Here is a 17873-nt window from a genome sequence, read left to right as displayed (position 1 = left end):
GACAGCGAGCATTCCTGTGTTGTTTCCCATGAAATAATATCGTAATGAAAAAGTGGATTGGGCTAATCATTTCCCAACCCACCTTATTACATAATATTGTACAAATAACTATTTCAGGTTATTTAACTGGTTTTGTTGCTGGAGCTTCAGCTGCTGGCTTTTCAACAGATAATAACTCTATAGTAAATATCAATGTTGAGAATGGTTTGATATCGGGGCTAGGTTGTTGTGCTCCATAACCTGCTGCGTAAGGAATATAAACCACCCATTTAGAACCAATAGGCATATTTAGTAATGCTTCATTGAAGCCTGGAACAGCTTGTCCTATCTGCATTGGCATATTTTCGTTCTTATCGAACACCTTGCCATCGATAGTTTTACCTTCGTAGTTAATTTTTACTACTTGCGATGCTGTTGGCTTTGCACCTGTTCCTGCCTTTAATTCTTTATAGTAAACACCTTGCTTCAGAGCCTTCATACCTGGTTCTTTTGCTATTTTAGCCATAAAAGCATCGTTCTTTTTCTTGTTCTCTCCATACTTTTTCTCGGCTGTTTTAGCTTGTATGGCTTGTGGAACTCTTTGCTCTATCTGGCGTGCCTTCTCCAAACTCATACTCTTATTGTCGCCCTTTGCGCTTGCTGCGAAACCTGCGAGGAAGTTGCTTAGCGATATTGATTGAGTAGAATCTTCACCAAAGATGCTCTTGTTAATTTGGTTTTTAATAACCATATTCATATTCATACCAACACCAACACCAGCATTGTAAGCAGCTTTCTTCTTATCGTCCATACTTGTTGCACCATCGTTCAAACCTTTAATGAACTCGTTGATGTAAGCTGTATCGATATTCATCTGCTTCAAATACTGTTTAACACCCTGACCCTGATCTACACCAAAGGCATAGCTTAAAGAATCAACATCAGACTTTAGATCCTCTTTTGGAGCCTGATTGCCACATGCTGTAAAGCTTGCTGCGGCGATAGCCAATGCGGCTACAACTGTAAATTTCTTCATTTCTCTTTATTATATTATTGTTTTCTACTTTATATTCTCACTTATTTAGAGCACCTCTATAAGCTCTACTACAAATACCAATGCTGAATATGGAGGGATAGATGCACCTGCACCACGTGCGCCATAGCCTAAGTTATAAGGTATAAAGAAGCGATATTTAGCTCCTTCACTCATAAGTTGTACACCTTCAGTCCACCCTGCTATCACTTGGTTCAGTCCGAATGTTGCAGGCTCACCACGGTCGTACGAGCTATCAAACTTAGTTCCATCAATGAGAGTACCTTCGTAATGGCATTTTACTTGGCTTGTTGCACTTGGCTTCTTGCCATTTCCTTCTTTAATAACCTCATATTGAAGTCCAGAAGGTAATACTACTATATTTTCTTTCTTTGCATTCTCTGCCAAAAAGTCTTCTCCTACAGCCTTAGCAACCTTACCAGCTTCTTCAGCTGCAGCCTCTTGCTTTGCTTGTTGCTCTGCAAAAAAATTGTTTACGAGGGTTTGTGCCTCTTTATTGTCTACTTTCAATTCGTTGCCAGCTATTACATCTTTGATTGCTTGAGCAAAATCGTCGATGTTTAAATTGCTTGCTCCCATTCCGCTGAGCTGTGTACCTATGCCGATACCTAAGGCGTAGCTTAATTTGTCCATTGATTTTCTTTTCTTATTTAAATATTATTAATGTGCAAAGATACTATTTTTTAAAGGATAGTATAGCATATATCTAATTAAAATTACTAAATTTGTGAAATCAATAAGCAAAAATGCCGATATGAAGAAAATAGTATTTTTAACAGGAGCAGGTATGTCGGTGGAAAGTGGTTTCAAGACTTTTCGAGGCAACGATGGACTATGGGAGAATTATCCGGTAGAAAAAGTGGCTACACACGAGGCTTGGGAAGATAACCCAGAGTTTATAAACAACTTCTATAATGGTTTGAGAAAGAAACTTTTTACTGCAAAACCTAACGATGGACACCTACTCATAAAACAACTGGAAGATAAATATAAGGTTACTGTAATTACACAAAATGTAGACGATTTGCACGAAATGGCTGGTTCTACTAACGTTATCCATTTGCATGGAGAGTTGAAGAAGGTTTGTTCGAGTGCCGATGCATACAATCCGAAATATAGAAAAGAACTTACAGAAGATGCTCCTAACGTGATGCCTGACGAAAAAGCTGGCGATGGAAGTTTGCTCCGCCCATTCATTGTTTTCTTCGGAGAGAGTGTTCCTATGATAGAACCTGCAATTAAAGAGGTATCCGAAGCTGATATCTTTGTTATTATCGGGACATCGCTCAATGTTTATCCTGCTGCAAGTTTAATTCATTATGTTCGTACAGAGGTACCTGTCTATTTAATAGATCCAAATGATGTAGACTCAAAATATGACACGAATATTACGGTTATTCGAAAAGGTGCGAGTGAAGGTATGCGTGAGTTAATAAAAGAATTATAGATAAACAACAACAAAATAATTAGATGATGAAAAGATTTATATTAGCACTTATAGGTGTATTGTTTATGATTTCTGCAGTTGCACAAAAAAATGTGTATGGATTTAAGGCGAAAGATGCCAATGGACGTGTAGTTAAACTAAAAGAGTATAAAGGAAAGGTTTTGCTTATTGTAAACACTGCTACAAAGTGTGGTTTTACACCGCAATACGAGGCTTTACAAAAACTATACGATACTTATAAGGCACAAGGATTGGTTATTCTCGACTTTCCATGTAACCAATTCGGCGCACAAGCACCTGGTACTATGAGCGAAATCAGAGCATTTTGCACGGGAAACTATGGCATTACCTTCCCACAATTCGAAAAAATAGATGTGAACGGCAATAAAGAGCTACCTCTCTACACCTATTTAAAAGCACAACAGGGGTTTAAAGGATTCGATACTAACAACCAAATTGGTAAGTATCTCGACGAAAAGTTCAGTAAGCAGAATCCTAATTATGCGAAAGACCCCAGTATTAAGTGGAACTTCACAAAATTCTTAATAGACCGTGAAGGACACGTTGTAGACCGTTTTGAGCCTACAGCCGATATGAAAGATGTTGAAGCGGGTATTCGTGCAGTGCTGAAAATAAAATAAAAGGGAGAGAGAACAACAGAATATACTTGTTAAGTAGTTATAACTACTCTTCTAAAACAAAGACAAAATAAAGCGATTGTTATGTTGTGCGTAACAATCGCTTTTATCGTAATAACCTGAACTCGGGATAAGTTTCTTTTTATTACTCTAATTTATTTATCCTAAAACCCATTTAGCCTCAATCGTCTTAGATTGAGGCTACTCCTTTTTATCAAAAACAAACTGTTTTTTTAGAACAAAGAAAGTTGACCGTTGTGTTGTTCTATGCAGAAATCTAAATTGACTTCAGGTTTCTTTTCAAAGAAGCTATATGCAGCCATTGCTGATAATACATTCATAGCAAAATTAAGTACACTTCTATGTCTAGAGTGGACCAATTGTGCTACATTTTTCAGTTCGTCATTGATAGTTTCAATTACAGATCTTTTTCTTAAAAGCAGTCTATCATATATTGGGATTAACTTGTTTTTCATATTACTTCTTATACCTGTTACCAAGTTAATGCCATCATTGAATAATTTTTCAAATAGTCCCTTAGAGATGTATCCTTTATCGGCAAATAATTTTCCAAAAACATTATCAGTCAGCCTATTAAAGACATTCTCATCTCTATCATCTACATTGGCTTTGGTAAGCATAAAGTTGAGAATTTCCCCTCGTTCATTGCATATAAGGTGCAGTTTAAATCCAAAATACCAACCCATTGTGCTTTTGCCTCTGGTAGCATAATCCTTAAAAACCTTATTGCGGTAAATACGTTTATTATGGCAGACTGGGATACAGGTAGAGTCAATAAAGCTAATACCAGTACATCTGCCAAAACAACATATTTGCAAGAACATCATCATTTCTACCGAAACTCTAGCTTCAAGCTCCAAAAAACGATTATAGGATAACAGATGAGGAAACATATCTGCAAGATGCTCCTTGATAAAGAACATATAATAATGTTGAAAGTTACGATAAGAATTAAAATGAAAACAGATCATTATGGTTATGATTTCTGACTTGCTCATACGCCATTTACGAAGGCGATGCTTACACTTGGTATCATTAGGAAGCCCTATTTTATCAATTTCTGACTCAAATTCTTTGCAAAAGTCATCTGCAATACAAAAGATTTCGGTAATTTTGTCTTTGGTAATCATCGCTATATTAATTGTAAGTTATTGATTTTCAACTATAAAGTTACAAAAATATAACGAGATTACCAACTTTTTTGAGTATTATTCTTATCCCGAGTTCAGGTTAATAGGTATTAGCATCTTGACTGATTCTATTTTATTGCGAACAGATTAATTAACCTTCTGATGAAAGCACAGCTGTGTTCATTAGTCAGAAAATTAAGTCAGACAGTCGCAATTGTTAATATTAACGAAATGTACTGCCGTGCCCCACGAGTCCTACTGCCGTGCCTTACAAGTCCTACTTGCGTCAGAATATAAAATTGCAATTCCACAATATAGTTATTTATTTACCCACGTACACCCATTGTGATATGTGGTTGTATTTACATAATTCGGTGTGGACATTCTTTGTTTCATTTGTTTTGTTTTTCATTTGTGCCATAGTATACCTGTGTGCACTCATGATATTCTTTTTTAGAAGTGTGGCACCGACTCACGTCGCCACCACACATTGAATTAAAATAGATTAACTGAAACTATATGTATTTAGTAGCATATATGCCACACCATACATTATATGAATTATTCTGTAACAGGTCGGACTGCAAATGCGTCTGCACGTCCATTGAGACTCAATGGGAATACAAAACCTCCATTAAAATACATATAACAACCACTATCTGTACTTTTAGGTATTGCTGACCAATAATATCCAAATCCGCCAACACTAAACAATCCGTCAGAAATTCGACGACAACCTACTGCTGGTAAAAAGACTATTTCATTCTTATTACTATTTGTCCAAAAATTATGACCATAATTGTAGGTACCATCATGATTTATTGTAGTACCATTTTCGCCATCTATTGTAAACCCTGTGAATACATTAGAAGTAGGCATTTTATAACCTGCAGGGGATGGGTCATAGACTGTTTTGATAACTGCTTCATCTTTGAAGCCTACAGTAGTATTGTCTACTGACCAAAGATTAAAGTAAGTAGTATTACACCAATCTGCACTGTTATAACCTGTTCCAACATTTCCAAACATATTTTCAGGGTGTTGAATAGCATAACCTAAAGAACGTCCACCTGCAGTATTATCGAAAGAATAAGTACTAGCTGCAGCTAAAGCATCTGTTCCAGGAATCGCATCTTTACGACCAAACTGATAGAATGTGGCAATACTTGCTTTCTTTCCTCCTGGATTCTGTGTAATATTAAAAACAGCTATCTTTTTATTACCGCTTGGTCCATATTCTTGCTCTACTTTTACCTTTACTGTTCGTGGTGCATTATATGTAGTAGCAAGCCATTCTGTTGGTTTCCAACCAAGAGTTTCTTCTGTAAAGTTGTATTTCTTATTCTGATGGTTCGTAACTTCTATTGGTGTAAGTGCACTTTGTGGAGCAAACCATAAATGCCAAGACCATACTACGGTGTTGCCTTTTGTAACAGCTACAACAGCGTTTCCACTTTTTATATCGGAAGCTTTAACTTCAAATTGTAAATAAGCATCGTTATTTGCACCTTCATGTACTATAGGAGTAGAACTGAGATGTATAAGACTGGCTTCATCTGCCCATACTATGTGCGCACCATCTATATTGGTATTAGCAGCGTTACTCTTTTCTATCCATGGATTTGTAATGTTGTTCCCATTGTGGTCTTTAAAATTATGAAGTATAACATCAGCACCTCCTACTATTGTTACAGGAGCAGAACTGATATAAGCACTACTATTTGTTGCGCCACCAGTAATAGCGTTACCATAAACGAGTGGTATACGATAGTAGCCCGGAGCAGAGATTACATAACTGTTGGCTGTGCTGCGAGCAACTGTACCACCTGCAGTAGAAAGGTCGTAGTAGCGACTTGCGGTGCCAAGTGGTGTTGCAGCCTTCAATCCGTCGTTTCGTTCTTTTAATAGGTCTTTTATATCAGCTGCACTAAGAGTAGCTGTACCTTGTTCGCCAGCAGTTCCACCATTACCAGTTTCTATACTGAGTGCAGTAAGCCAAGATGGTTTATTTGTAGTATAAGTTATACCTCCATCTACACTGTAACCTATAACTTTCCATGGCACGGCTTGTTTTGTATGGGTCCCTGGGTCTTCTCGAAAGCTTTGGACACCAAAAGGTAGTGATGTTGTTTCATTATAATTAGCAGGAAGTTTAGGGTCTGTAGCTGTTAGTGTATAAGTCCAGTTAGAGTTTGTTTCGCTCAACTTATATGTGCGTGTTGTTCCTGCTTTCCATTCGCCTTTAAGTGGAGCGGTTATTGTTGTGCCATCGGTGCAATGAACATAAACGGTTACACCTTTGCTGGTGAGCACTTGTGGAATCATATAGAATGTGTAGTTGTCGCCTGCATTTCCCATAATGGTTGCATTAGGGTTACGGCTGGTGCTTACGCTTACGCCAGAGAGTGTTGCTGTGCCACGTGTATCAGTAGAGTGGTCCCAATCTGCACCTACGCCATCGAGTCGTTGAGAAAGTGTGTACTTGCTTGCCATTACAGCATTGCGTATTTCTACTTTATCTATAGTTTTATTCCATGATAGATTCTGTCCAACGGCAAAGCGAATAGCGGTAAGCGCGTGGCGGAAGTTAAGATTGGTTGTTGGGTGTTCGCCTTGTGTAGCGTAGTGTACATCGCCAGTACAAGCGGTCATTAGGTCTACTTGGTCTGCTACGTTCGACTTAACTGTGAAATCTACATTTGGACTACCAACCGTTGTTGTATTGTTAATAGTCATACTTGAATATTTCTCCTTTGAAGGATAAACTGCAAAGAAGCGAGCGTTTGGCTCAGCCATAGACCAACGTATAGGGTTGTAGAGTTCGCCGTTGCTCTTTGTTTTCTCTGCATGGAACCATTCGGGAGTTGTAAGAATGCTTGCAGCACCACGAATACCAGTAGACGAGAAGTCATCGTCTATATTGGTTTTTATTTTTGCACGTGTAGCAGCGTCTGCTTTTATTGGGTTTACGCCTTCTACGGTGGTTTCTATAAAACACACGTCTATGTTTCGATTGCTATGTGCTGCGAGTTTGTGTCCGGCAAGGTCGGCAGTGGTAATACCGTTGGCAATGGCTCCGCGTGTCATTTCCAGTCCACGACTTACGGCTTGTTCCTGAACGTCGTTTATGCTGAAACGCACAAGGGCGTCGCCATCGTTTCCTTGATTGGGATTTATATCATCGTCGGCACACGATGTTACCGATAGCGCAATTCCACCCACCAAGAGTGAAGAGAGCGCATAATGGAAAATACTTTTCTTCATGTTGTTTTCCTTTTTAAATGTTAGTTACTTGTTGTTTGTTACTCGTTTAAGTTATTTAGCCTTCTATATTATCGTCTGGATTTTCATCGTCAGAAGTTGGAGGCTCTACCGTGATACTTCCTTGTGTTTGGCTTCCACTTCCACCTTGTCCAGGACGTACAAGTGGACTTTGTACCAATAAATGGCTTTCTTCGTCAATACTAAGTACCAAAGTGTAGGGCGTTAAGTAACCCTCTCTTGCTTTTCTGTTTTTGTTCATTTTTTATTTATATTATAAAAGTCGTTTAATCTGTGTATTATCCTTTAGAAGTGTTGGGGGTGTGTCAAAATTGATACATCCTCTTTTTATTCTCCCTTTACCTTGTCTACCACATAATTCGTTAATTACTGCAGCTATGCTGCTAATTTCATATAAAATGATTTATTGGGCTTTAAATAGCCTATATAAACTTGTATAGAGCATCTGAAGGTGCCTAAAAGTACCTCCATAATGTCTTTTAGTTCCTTGAGATTGGTTTTTCTACACATTTTCCCTATGTTAAAGGCTATAGCAAAGAAGGCAAAGTCCATATTGACCTTGTCTTTTCCAAAATGCCTAAACCTCTTGTAGGTCTTATTATATTTTGTTTGTCCAAAAACAGCTTCAGGTTCTATGCACCTTTGTCCTCGATGCTTGATGCCTTCTTTAGAGGTCAGTAGTTCCCGTGCCTTTTGTTTATAGTGCTGTAGTTGGTGGTTTACTTCTATAATTCTGTTCCCTCTTGCCTTAAAACATGAGCCTCTCAACGGACAACCATCACAGCGTTCTGCCTGATAACGTACGCTGTAAGTAACGAATCCGTTAGAGGTTAGGGAACGCTTCATGCCTATACGTTTCATATGCTGTCCCATAGGGCAGACGTAGAAATCCTGTTCCTTATTATAGTAAAGGCTTGCGGGACTGAATGGGTTAGGTGTGTAACGTGGACGCTGCTCTTTATGGAAGTAGTTATACTTCACATAGGCTTCCATATTATGTACGTCCATGAACAGATAGTTCTCCTCGGACCCATACCCTGAATCGGCTACGACTGTCTTGGTATAACGATGATAGCGTGATTTGAAAGACTCCAAGAAAGAAGGTAGTGTGAGTGTATCGGTACGATTGGCATAGAGTGCAAAGTCGGTGATGAACTGGTTCTCAGTTGCTATCTGCAGATTATATCCAGGCTTAGTCTGTCCGTTCCGCATAGCATCCTCCTTCATGTGCATAAACGTGGCATCAGGGTCGGTCTTGCTGTAGGAGTTTCTCTCTCCCATAACCTCAAGGTGTTGGTCATACTCCTGGAGTTTATTACGTTTCTTCTCTAGCTCTTTAAGCTGTTTTTTCTTGGTTCTAACAGCCTGCTTCTCTTCTTTTGTCTTAGGATCAGGGACTGATTCCAAAGACTTGTTCAATTCCTCGGATATCTCATCGAGCAGAGCTGCAGTAAACTCGACACCTTCTCTCTTAGCGGCATTGTCCTGCGCTATGACATCATCAACTTGAAGCAAGAGTGTGCGTATTTGTTCCTGCAACTTGGCGCGGTTCTTTTCCACGGTTCTCTTCCAAACGAAGGTATACTTGTTGGCTTTCGATTCTATCTTTGTGCCGTCAATATATTCAACGTCAAGACTTATCAAACCTTTGGCTGCAAGTACTAATACGACTTGTGTAAAGATATTGTTGATTTCCTTTTTCGCACGATTACGAAAACGATTGATGGTAATAAAATCAGGCTGCTCATATCCTGCCAGATAGATGAAATGAATGTCACGCTTGAGAAGCGACTCTATACGACGGCAGGAATAGATATTATTCATATAGGCGTAAAGAATCACCTTGAGCATCATTTGTGGATGATAAGGCTTGCGACCACTGGGCTTATAAAGCTTGTAGACATTATCCAACATAAGATTATCCACCAAGGCGTCTAAAAGACGAACAGGATCATCTTCTGCGATATCCTTATCAATTCTTTGAGGAAAAAGAATCATTTTCTTGTGTATGTAAGAACGAAAGTGTATCTTTGTCATAATGAGATTTTTTTAATGCCTAAAGGTACAAAAACTTTAGGAAATAGCAAAGCCCTGGCTTGAGAAAGTCGGGGCTTTGTGCATAAAAAAGAGGATGTGTACATTTTGACACACCCTCACACAGAACAAAGATGTAACTGTAAATACCGATATTTCAGACGATTCGTAAAGACGAACTATGAATAATTCAATAGATTTTTAGTTAAAATTATTTGTATTTTATAAATAAAAGTCCTACCTTTGCAGCCGTTCCAAGACGTTTGTGTACCTCTTATCAATAGGTGCAACACGTAAGTTTTCCAATACAATGTTGTTGCTTTCTCTTAGTTTTTTGCAGTCAATCTGTGCTAAATAGTGCATGGTTGTAGCAATGTTGCTATGTCCCAATGCCTGCGAAATTATGTTGATGGAAACGCCTGCTTCGTTTGCAATACTTGCCCATGCGTGGCGAGCCGAATAGGACGAAAGTGAGCTTTTAATATCTGCTTTCTTTGCCAACAACTTTAGTGCACGGTTGTACTGAGAAAGGAACGAACGGTAGCGCATACAAGCGAAGCGAGGGAAGAGCAAGTTGCAGCCGTCTTGCTTATACCTTTCTATAATAGTTGCCATTTGTTTGTTGATAGGCACCACTACTTGGCTACCCGTTTTGTGCCGACTATAGACTATTTTTCCATCTTTTATATGCAAGTAGGAAAGGCGAAACAAGTCTACTGGTGGCAGTCCCATTGTGCAGAACGAGAAAACAAACACGTCGCGCGCAAAAGCCTGAAACGAGTAGTGGGGCAGTTTCAGCGCAACAAGCCTATTGATATCGTCTATGGTCAGACTGGTTTTCACCGTTCGTTCGTTGCCCGTAAACACACCCTTAAATGGCTTCGCATTGCGCACCTTGTGTCTACTTACACCTTTATTATATATGGCACGCAACGAACGCAGGTAGCAGGCTATGGTGTTGTTTCGCACACCGTTGCCTTTCAGCCACCGTTCGTACAACCTTATTTTGTTGTTCGTAATAGCCGACAAGGCTATATCGTTTTCACCATTAAACAACAGGAACGACCGTACCGCTGTATGGTAGTTATTAACGGTAGAGGTGCTTACGCCTTTTGCGGCAGTTTCTACAAAGTGGTTTAAAGTTACAATTGGTTTGACAGCAACAGTTTTACGTTCTTTCTTATTTTGCTTAGAAGAAAAAAACTGTGTAATGATGGTTGTAATATTCATAGTGCTTAGTTCTAACCATTAACAAAATAATGTTGCCAAAAGTAAGCAAAAGCGTTAGGATATATGCAAAAGAATATGACTTATTTATAATACGCTAACAATATAAATTTGGCTCAGCAGAAAATAGCAGAAGAAACTACAAGCTGTGGCTATTGGTACACACAAGTGCGATGGAACACCTCTAATTTCCTGGAAAAGCCAGACAAATATTAGCTACTTTTATTACAGACGTCTGTAACGATCGTTTTAGATATCTGTAACGATCGTTTTAGATATCTGTAAGTTTCGTTTTAGATATCACAAAAGACAATAACCTTTATGGGACAATGTTATAGTGCTTGTTTTCCATTCATCTTTCGGTTGCTTGTGGGCACTTTACTTGTTTTCTTCTCTTAACGTAGTTTGCCACATCTTCAATAATAAAACAGGCTATAAGCGCAACCATTAAACAAAAATCTGCACAAAATATAACGACCAATTTTGATAGAATGCTATTATAGGCTACTGAATAGAGATATATTTCTCCGCATTTCAGTACATAGCAAAAGAGCCTGTTTCGCATTAGGAAACAGACTCTTTTAGGATAGAATTTAATGGGTTATGAATTTCGTTAGATGCTTATTTATAGCAGAATGAAAACCATATTGCATAATAACGAAGTGTGTTTCAAGTGTTATTCCTTCTAAATTAGCATTTGCGAAGTTTACGAATAAGTTATTACTTTTATTTAAAAGTTCCCTCTTCCAATAGGAGCACACGTGTTACATCGAAATAAATGTCGGGTTTATCCCAATAGTTGCTCTTTTCGCCTAAGTGTAATACATCGCACGCCACTTTGTTTTTACCCGACATAATGAGTGCCTGTCCTGTTACTTTCCATATTTCGAGATAATAATGCAAGAAGTTGTATTCGTCGCTTACGCTGGTTACACTAAATGGGTTTTCGGCAGTTCCATCGCCTGTAGAGCCAATAACATCGTATATTTGCATCATAATGCGCAAACAATAGCGTGCTTCTGATGCGACTTTGGCAGAATCTTCAGAATTGGTTTCAAGACGTTTCAACAGAATAGAAGCCTTTCCAATGAGCGCATCGGCATTCAGCGGATTCTTTGTAAGTGCCTTTTCGGCTAATCTAAGTGCTGCAGCCGATTTAGCTTTCAGCGAATCTTCCATCTGCATTACGTCTAATGTTTCGCTTCCGTCACTTATATACGACTGACCGTAATAGGCAAGAATGCGTTCTGGCAACGTAAGAGTTGTATCTATTTGTGGTTGAACAAAACGAGCAATAAGCGCCTTTACACTGTCTGGACGAGTTTTTACAGTTTTTTCTATCGCTTTCCAGTCTACACGAATAATGTGGTTTTTATTCTGTGCCAAAACATGAAGAGAAAGCACGAGAAGTAAGATTAATGCTATGTTTTTTTTCATATTGTTGAGAGTTTTAATTGAACTTTGCGACAAATATACGTATTTTTTGAGTAATATTATAAATGTATTGCATAGTTTTTCTATTGTTTTAGCAGAACAATAGGTTAATGCTGGGCGAGGAAAGAAAGCCAAAATAGCACGACAAACAAAAAAGGCAATGGTGGTGTGGCTTAATTAAACCTTTCCATCATTGCCTTTTTACATATAGTTTTTACTTTATAAAGTTACTTCACAATTACAAGGAAGTAGTTTTTCTTACCTCTTTGCAGTAATAAATACTTACCGTCAATAAGGTCATCAGCCGTAATTATTTGGTCGAAAGCTTGCAGCTTCTCTTTGTTAAGCGACACGCCACCACCTTTTACAAGTTTGCGCATTTCGCTTTTGCTTGGGAATATCTGCATACCCTCCTGATTAAAAATGTCTACTGCTGGTTGTCCTAGAAGTTCTTTAGAAACCTCGTAATGTGGAACATCTTTGAATACATCGTTGAAAGTCTGTTCGTCGAGTTGCAGAAGATTCTCTTTTGTAGCCTTACCAAAGAGAATATTCGATGCAGCTATAGCCATATCGAGGTCAGCCTGTGAGTGAACCATACGTGTAACCTCTTCAGCTAATCGGCGTTGTAGCGTTCTACGTCCAGGGTCTTGCCTGTGTTCTTCTATAAGAGCATCAATTGTTGGTTTGTCTAATGATGTGAAAATCTTTATATACTTTTCTGCGTCGTCGTCGCTAACGTTTAGCCAGAACTGATAGAATACGTATGGAGTGGTACGATTACGGTCGAGCCAGATGTTACCACTTTCTGTTTTACCAAACTTCTTACCGTCAGCCTTAGTTATAAGTGGGCAAGTTAAGCAATAAGCCTCCGCCTCTTGCCCGAGCGTACGGCGAATAAGCTCTGTTCCAGTGGTCATATTGCCCCACTGGTCGTTGCCTCCGAGCTGTAACTTCACACCATAATGTTCGTATTGATATAAGAAATCGTATCCTTGCAACAGTTGATATGTGAACTCTGTGAACGAAAGTCCATCGCTAGCTTCACCATTTAAGCGACGTTTCACACTGTCCTTCGCCATCATATAATTCACGGTGATGTGCTTACCTACAGTTCTTGCAAAGTCAAGGAAGGAGAAATCCTTCATCCAATCGTAGTTATTAACCATTTCCGCCTTATTTTGCGCATCGCCATCGAAATCGAGGAACTTGCTAACTTGCCGTTTAATAGCTTCTTGGTTATGGTAAAGTGTTTCAGAGTCGAGCAAATTACGCTCTTGACTTTTGCCTGATGGGTCGCCAATCATACCTGTTGCACCACCAATGAGCAAATAAGGCTTGTGTCCACATAGCTGTAAATGGCGCAACATCATTATACCGCATAGGTGTCCAATATGTAGAGAGTCGGCAGTAGGGTCGGTTCCAAGATACGCCGATACCATACCCTTTTGCAGAAACTCTTCTGTTCCTGGCATAATTTGCGCCAACATACCGCGCCATCTTAGTTCTTCAACAAAGTTTTTCATCACTTATTTTATTTTAAGCTCGTATGAGCTGTATTATAATATAATGTACTATAGAATATTCGTAAACACCATTTATGGTACGGGGTCATATCCACTTCCGCCCCAAGGGTTACATCTCAATATTCGCCAAATAGCCAATGCGAGCCCTTTTATAGGTCCGTGCTTCTTTAAAGCTTGCTTTGCGTATTCGGAACAAGTGGGAGTAAATCTGCATGAGGGAGGAGTAAATGGAGTAATAAACCGTTGATAAAACAGTATAGGAATTATGAGAAACCACGATAGTAGTTGCGAAACTATGTGTAAAACCTTCTTTATCATTATTCTAGAATGTCGTCTGTTTTGTTTGTCTCTAATCTCTCTTTAATTCGTTGGAGCAGGTTACAGACTTTGTTTTCTACATCTACAGTTGTGTGGAGTATATTATCGAGCCATATAAAGGCAAGTAATATTTCTTGGTTAGACCTTGCTTGTAATTCATCAAGCAAGATATACTTGTTCTTTCTATATGCTTCTCTCACTTGCCGCTTAGCCCTGTTACGTTTTACAGCATGTTTAAAGCACTTTTTGGGTATACTAACTAGTATCTTTACTTGTGATGAAGCATTGGCTACAGCACTTTTACAGTTAGCCGAACCATTGTTACGGTTGCGTATAAGAAACACTGCACGTAAAGGGAAAGCAACCATTGAGCTACTATTCCCACCATTAAATAGTTCGTTTATGAGCAGTTTGCTACATAACCGTTCTTCTTTACGTAATGTAAATTTATGGGATATAGGCATTAACTGTATACCTTGTTTGTGTTCAAAGAAGCATATTTAAGCAAATCTTTCTCTTGTTTCTTTATTTCTTTTGTTCTTCTAAGTAGGCACGTAATGCCCCTGTCATAGAAGGATGCTGTGCTGATGGTGCTTCTAAGTCGAGTCGTAAGCCTTGGTCTTTCACCTCTTTGGCTGTTGCTGGGCCGAAAGCAGCAATCTTGATGTCGCCTTGTACAAAGTCGGGAAGATTTTCTTTCAATGCACGAACGCCAGTAGGACTAAAGAATACAAGCATATCGTAGTCGAATGATGCTTTTTCTTCTTCGGTCAAATCATTACTAACAGTACGATACATCACACATTCTTTGTGTCTCAACTTATTGTTGGTAAGCATTGTTGATATAGAATCAGTATGCACAGAACTTAATGGCACAAGGTATTTCTCGTCCTTATGCTTAACCATAGTAGGAATTAAGTTATCTATTTTACCAGAATTGCCAAAAAATATCTTACGTTTTCTATATTGCGTATACTTCTGAATATAAAGTGCGATAGTTTCTATTACGCAAAAATACTTCATTGTTTCAGGTATTGTAATACGCATTTCTTGAGCCAGCTTGAAGTAATTGTCAATCGCATGGCGAGATGTAAATACCACAGCAGTATAATCGAGTAAGTTTATTTTCTGCTGTCTGAACTCTTTAGACGAAAGACCTTCCACCTTAAAGAATGGGCGAAAGACCATCTCAACACCCAAATCCTTGGCTATTTCATAATAAGGCGACTTATCGCTCCCTGGCTTAGGCTGTGATACAAGTATCTTTTTAATCATCGTGTCCTAAAATATTATAGTCAAATAGTTATTGGTATATACCAAAATTCCTACTAATGCCATCAACGGCATCAGTTCTAGGGTGCAAAAGTACAAAATTATTTGCATACTGACAGCCGTTCTTTTGAAAAAGATAATGTATCCTTGATAAAATAGAAGCAATTTAATTAAACTTACAATAGTTGCAGCATAAATAAGCGTATACTGCGCTGAAAGTCCAAAATATATCATTAACAAGACTGCAGGATAAATGATAACACCTTCAGCAGATACGAGGAACAAAGTTAGTTGCGACCATTGCTGGTTACTTCTTCGGTCAAAATACACCCAATTTACAATTGTATATAGAAGATTTTTAAGTAGGAAATAACTTAAAAAGATACCAAAGAAGATACCTACGGCTAATATTGGAGAATCGCAAATATCGTTTCCACTATTTGTTGTCCGTGTAAAGAGATAATAAGTAATACTTAAAAGTAATGCTGTTTGCACTACTAAGAATGCTTGAAAGCGTACTTCGTGTCCGGTTTCAACGATATTTGCACTACGACTAGGACGATGAAAAAGTTTTTTTATCTGCCTTGCAATAAAGTTGCGCGACATAGACGAGGCTATCATTGCCAGTGCAAAACATACAATAAGTGTACCTGCAACAACATTATCGTTGCCTACATTGTATGGAGCGGGGTCGCCCAACACACCATCATGTGCCCTTACTAATTCTGGACGGAAGTACTTATTTCCTTTAAAATAGCCTTCTTCAGCAAACTTAATAGTTCGTAAATTGAGAGGTTTAGGAGCCTTCCAGAGTAAAATATTCTTTGTTTTTGCTACCTTTACGGTATCTACTTGCCAATCGCTGTTAGCCTCACGCTCAACCATAGTTGTATGTTTAGAAGGTTGAGGTGAGGTGCGCAATTGTTTTAATAGTTTCGACTGGGTTGTAGAATCGGCTGTCAGCATATTGGTTTACAATCCAAATACCTTTTTAATCTCTGCCACTTTATCGAGTTTCTCCCAAGTAAAGAGTTCCACTTCAAGCTCTTTCTTATCATGATACAAACTTGTAAAGGTCTTCTTTACCATTTCGTTCTTACGTCCCATGTGTCCATAAGCTGCTGTTTCTAGATACATTGGCTGACGCAACTTTAACATTCGTTCTATTGCTTTAGGGCGAAGGTCGAACATTCTCTTTATTCGTTCTGCTATTTCACCGTCTGTTAAGTTCACATGAGCGCGTCCGTAGGTATTAACATAAACACTAACAGGTTCGGCAATGCCGATAGCATAAGCCAATTGCACTAGAATTTCGTCGCTTACACCTGCTGCCACCATATTTTTTGCTATGTAGCGGGTTGCGTATGCGGCAGAGCGGTCTACCTTAGATGAGTCTTTTCCTGAAAAAGCCCCTCCCCCATGTGCACCTTTTCCACCGTAGGTATCAACAATAATCTTACGACCTGTCAGACCGGTATCGCCATGAGGACCACCAATAACAAACTTTCCCGTTGGATTTACGAAATATTTTATATCATCATTGAATAGTGCTAATACTTTATCAGAGTCTATCTGTGCTTTCACTCGAGGTATTAGTATATTCAAAACGTCCTCTCTAATCTTAGCCAGCATAGCTTCATCAGCTTTCAGTTGTGCCTCTACCGAATCGTTAGCAGGTTTAATAAAGTCATCATGTTGGGTAGAAACTACAATTGTATCAATGCGTTGTGGAATATTGTCATCACTGTATTCCACCGTAACCTGGCTCTTTGAATCTGGTCGAAGATAGGTCATTACCTTTCCTTCTTTACGTATATCTGCCAAAGTAGTCATTAATAAGTGAGCCAAGTCGAGCGTTACAGGCATATAGTTTGCAGTTTCGTTGCAGGCATAACCGAACATCATACCTTGATCTCCTGCTCCTTGATTATCCTCATCAGCCCTATCTACACCCCGATTTATATCGGAACTTTGCTCGTGAATGGCTGAAAGAATACCACAACTATTACCATCAAATTGATATTCTGCCTTCGTATAGCCAATGTTATTGATTGTTTTGCGAGTGATTGCTGGAATGTCTATATATTCTTTTGAGCGTACTTCGCCCATAATAATAACCTGTCCTGTTGTATTAAAAGTTTCTATTGCACAACGAGAACTATTATCATAAGCAAGAAATTGGTCAAGAAGAGCATCGCTAATTTGGTCTGCGACCTTGTCTGGGTGTCCTTCTGATACTGATTCAGAAGAGAATAAATATGCCATCTGTTATATTTTTATTTATGTTTACCTATTATTATAGATACGTCCTATGGATTATATGTAGAAGAAGTTTATTATCATAACTACATTTTTTCGTTGTAGTCTCTTGCTTTTATGTGGTATATTTCATCTTTATTCCCATTGTATAGTCCGCCTATACCTTTCTAAAAAGAATACAAAAACAGCTCATATAAAAGGCAAAAAAACTACATAAGTATCTTTTAGGAACCACCTATAAGATTGCAAAGT

Annotated in this window: 16 protein-coding genes; 2 read left to right on the top strand and 14 right to left on the bottom strand. The window is 38.6% G+C overall.

Annotation, left to right across the window (positions count from 1 at the left end):
* Positions 1 to 118 precede the first annotated feature (118 nt).
* Together DX009_RS01625 and DX009_RS01620 are read right to left on the bottom strand one after the other, a co-directional pair.
* Positions 119 to 1015 (bottom strand): FKBP-type peptidyl-prolyl cis-trans isomerase, encoded by an 897-nt coding sequence (locus DX009_RS01625; RefSeq protein WP_115082807.1) that lies wholly within the window; start codon positions 1013 to 1015, stop codon positions 119 to 121.
* A gap of 45 nt (positions 1016 to 1060) precedes the next feature.
* A complete protein-coding gene (locus DX009_RS01620) occupies positions 1061 to 1666 on the bottom strand; it encodes an FKBP-type peptidyl-prolyl cis-trans isomerase (protein ID WP_006043711.1) in 606 nt (201 codons plus the stop codon).
* Between the two features lie 121 nt (positions 1667 to 1787).
* Between DX009_RS01620 and DX009_RS01615 the strand changes: the two genes are divergently transcribed.
* A complete protein-coding gene (locus tag DX009_RS01615) occupies positions 1788 to 2480 on the top strand; it encodes an SIR2 family NAD-dependent protein deacylase (protein ID WP_115082806.1) in 693 nt (230 codons plus the stop codon).
* 26 nt (positions 2481 to 2506) lie between these two features.
* Positions 2507 to 3121 carry a glutathione peroxidase gene (locus DX009_RS01610; RefSeq protein ID WP_040595445.1) on the top strand — a complete coding sequence of 205 codons (615 nt, stop codon included), beginning with the start codon at positions 2507 to 2509 and terminating at the stop codon, positions 3119 to 3121.
* A 230-nt stretch (positions 3122 to 3351) separates the two neighbouring features.
* Here the strand turns inward: DX009_RS01610 and DX009_RS01605 are convergent, their stop codons facing one another.
* The 12 genes from DX009_RS01605 to metK form a co-directional block, all read right to left on the bottom strand.
* Positions 3352 to 4269 carry an IS982 family transposase gene (locus DX009_RS01605; RefSeq protein WP_115082805.1) on the bottom strand — a complete coding sequence of 306 codons (918 nt, stop codon included), beginning with the start codon at positions 4267 to 4269 and terminating at the stop codon, positions 3352 to 3354.
* A 561-nt stretch (positions 4270 to 4830) separates the two neighbouring features.
* Complete coding sequence (locus DX009_RS01600; protein ID WP_115082804.1) at positions 4831 to 7533, bottom strand: fimbrillin family protein; 2703 nt, start codon at positions 7531 to 7533, stop codon at positions 4831 to 4833.
* A 55-nt stretch (positions 7534 to 7588) separates the two neighbouring features.
* Entirely contained in the window at positions 7589 to 7792 is a 204-nt protein-coding gene (locus DX009_RS01595) for a hypothetical protein (RefSeq protein WP_115082803.1), read from the bottom strand.
* 134 nt (positions 7793 to 7926) lie between these two features.
* Complete coding sequence (locus tag DX009_RS01590) at positions 7927 to 9588, bottom strand: IS1182 family transposase (protein ID WP_115082802.1); 1662 nt, start codon at positions 9586 to 9588, stop codon at positions 7927 to 7929.
* A gap of 234 nt (positions 9589 to 9822) precedes the next feature.
* Positions 9823 to 10815 (bottom strand): tyrosine-type recombinase/integrase, encoded by a 993-nt coding sequence (locus DX009_RS01585; protein ID WP_115082801.1) that lies wholly within the window; start codon positions 10813 to 10815, stop codon positions 9823 to 9825.
* Positions 10816 to 11538: 723 nt separating this feature from the next.
* Positions 11539 to 12249, bottom strand: coding sequence for a DUF4919 domain-containing protein (locus DX009_RS01580; RefSeq protein WP_115083792.1), 711 nt, complete (start codon positions 12247 to 12249; stop codon positions 11539 to 11541).
* Between the two features lie 224 nt (positions 12250 to 12473).
* On the bottom strand, positions 12474 to 13772 hold the full coding sequence (tyrS, locus tag DX009_RS01575) for a tyrosine--tRNA ligase (RefSeq protein ID WP_115082800.1): 1299 nt from the start codon (positions 13770 to 13772) through the stop codon (positions 12474 to 12476).
* A gap of 72 nt (positions 13773 to 13844) precedes the next feature.
* Positions 13845 to 14090, bottom strand: coding sequence for a membrane protein insertion efficiency factor YidD (yidD, locus tag DX009_RS01570; RefSeq protein ID WP_006043716.1), 246 nt, complete (start codon positions 14088 to 14090; stop codon positions 13845 to 13847).
* A complete protein-coding gene (locus DX009_RS01565; RefSeq protein WP_006043717.1) occupies positions 14090 to 14554 on the bottom strand; it encodes a ribonuclease P protein component in 465 nt (154 codons plus the stop codon). Before DX009_RS01565 ends, yidD begins: the two co-directional genes overlap by 1 nt.
* A 61-nt stretch (positions 14555 to 14615) precedes the next feature.
* Positions 14616 to 15365 carry a uroporphyrinogen-III synthase gene (locus DX009_RS01560; RefSeq protein ID WP_115082799.1) on the bottom strand — a complete coding sequence of 250 codons (750 nt, stop codon included), beginning with the start codon at positions 15363 to 15365 and terminating at the stop codon, positions 14616 to 14618.
* A gap of 6 nt (positions 15366 to 15371) precedes the next feature.
* Complete coding sequence (locus tag DX009_RS01555; protein ID WP_115082798.1) at positions 15372 to 16328, bottom strand: DUF4271 domain-containing protein; 957 nt, start codon at positions 16326 to 16328, stop codon at positions 15372 to 15374.
* A 6-nt stretch (positions 16329 to 16334) separates the two neighbouring features.
* On the bottom strand, positions 16335 to 17627 hold the full coding sequence (gene metK / locus DX009_RS01550; protein ID WP_115082797.1) for a methionine adenosyltransferase: 1293 nt from the start codon (positions 17625 to 17627) through the stop codon (positions 16335 to 16337).
* Between the last annotated feature and the right edge of the window lie 246 nt (positions 17628 to 17873).

This window comes from Prevotella pallens (assembly GCF_900454935.1).
GTDB lineage: Bacteria > Bacteroidota > Bacteroidia > Bacteroidales > Bacteroidaceae > Prevotella > Prevotella pallens.
Note: the sequence above shows the minus strand (reverse complement) of the source record. Positions and strands in the feature narration are given on the sequence as shown.

Coding starts and splice junctions, on each gene's coding strand:
- DX009_RS01625 (WP_115082807.1), bottom strand. CDS start 1,015: ATGAAGAAATTTACAGTTGTAGCCGCATTGGCTATCGCCGCAGCAAGC.
- DX009_RS01620 (WP_006043711.1), bottom strand. CDS start 1,666: ATGGACAAATTAAGCTACGCCTTAGGTATCGGCATAGGTACACAGCTC.
- DX009_RS01615 (WP_115082806.1), top strand. CDS start 1,788: ATGAAGAAAATAGTATTTTTAACAGGAGCAGGTATGTCGGTGGAAAGT.
- DX009_RS01610 (WP_040595445.1), top strand. CDS start 2,507: ATGAAAAGATTTATATTAGCACTTATAGGTGTATTGTTTATGATTTCT.
- DX009_RS01605 (WP_115082805.1), bottom strand. CDS start 4,269: ATGATTACCAAAGACAAAATTACCGAAATCTTTTGTATTGCAGATGAC.
- DX009_RS01600 (WP_115082804.1), bottom strand. CDS start 7,533: ATGAAGAAAAGTATTTTCCATTATGCGCTCTCTTCACTCTTGGTGGGT.
- DX009_RS01595 (WP_115082803.1), bottom strand. CDS start 7,792: ATGAACAAAAACAGAAAAGCAAGAGAGGGTTACTTAACGCCCTACACT.
- DX009_RS01590 (WP_115082802.1), bottom strand. CDS start 9,588: ATGACAAAGATACACTTTCGTTCTTACATACACAAGAAAATGATTCTT.
- DX009_RS01585 (WP_115082801.1), bottom strand. CDS start 10,815: ATGAATATTACAACCATCATTACACAGTTTTTTTCTTCTAAGCAAAAT.
- DX009_RS01580 (WP_115083792.1), bottom strand. CDS start 12,249: ATGAAAAAAAACATAGCATTAATCTTACTTCTCGTGCTTTCTCTTCAT.
- tyrS (WP_115082800.1), bottom strand. CDS start 13,772: ATGAAAAACTTTGTTGAAGAACTAAGATGGCGCGGTATGTTGGCGCAA.
- yidD (WP_006043716.1), bottom strand. CDS start 14,090: ATGATAAAGAAGGTTTTACACATAGTTTCGCAACTACTATCGTGGTTT.
- DX009_RS01565 (WP_006043717.1), bottom strand. CDS start 14,554: ATGCCTATATCCCATAAATTTACATTACGTAAAGAAGAACGGTTATGT.
- DX009_RS01560 (WP_115082799.1), bottom strand. CDS start 15,365: ATGATTAAAAAGATACTTGTATCACAGCCTAAGCCAGGGAGCGATAAG.
- DX009_RS01555 (WP_115082798.1), bottom strand. CDS start 16,328: ATGCTGACAGCCGATTCTACAACCCAGTCGAAACTATTAAAACAATTG.
- metK (WP_115082797.1), bottom strand. CDS start 17,627: ATGGCATATTTATTCTCTTCTGAATCAGTATCAGAAGGACACCCAGAC.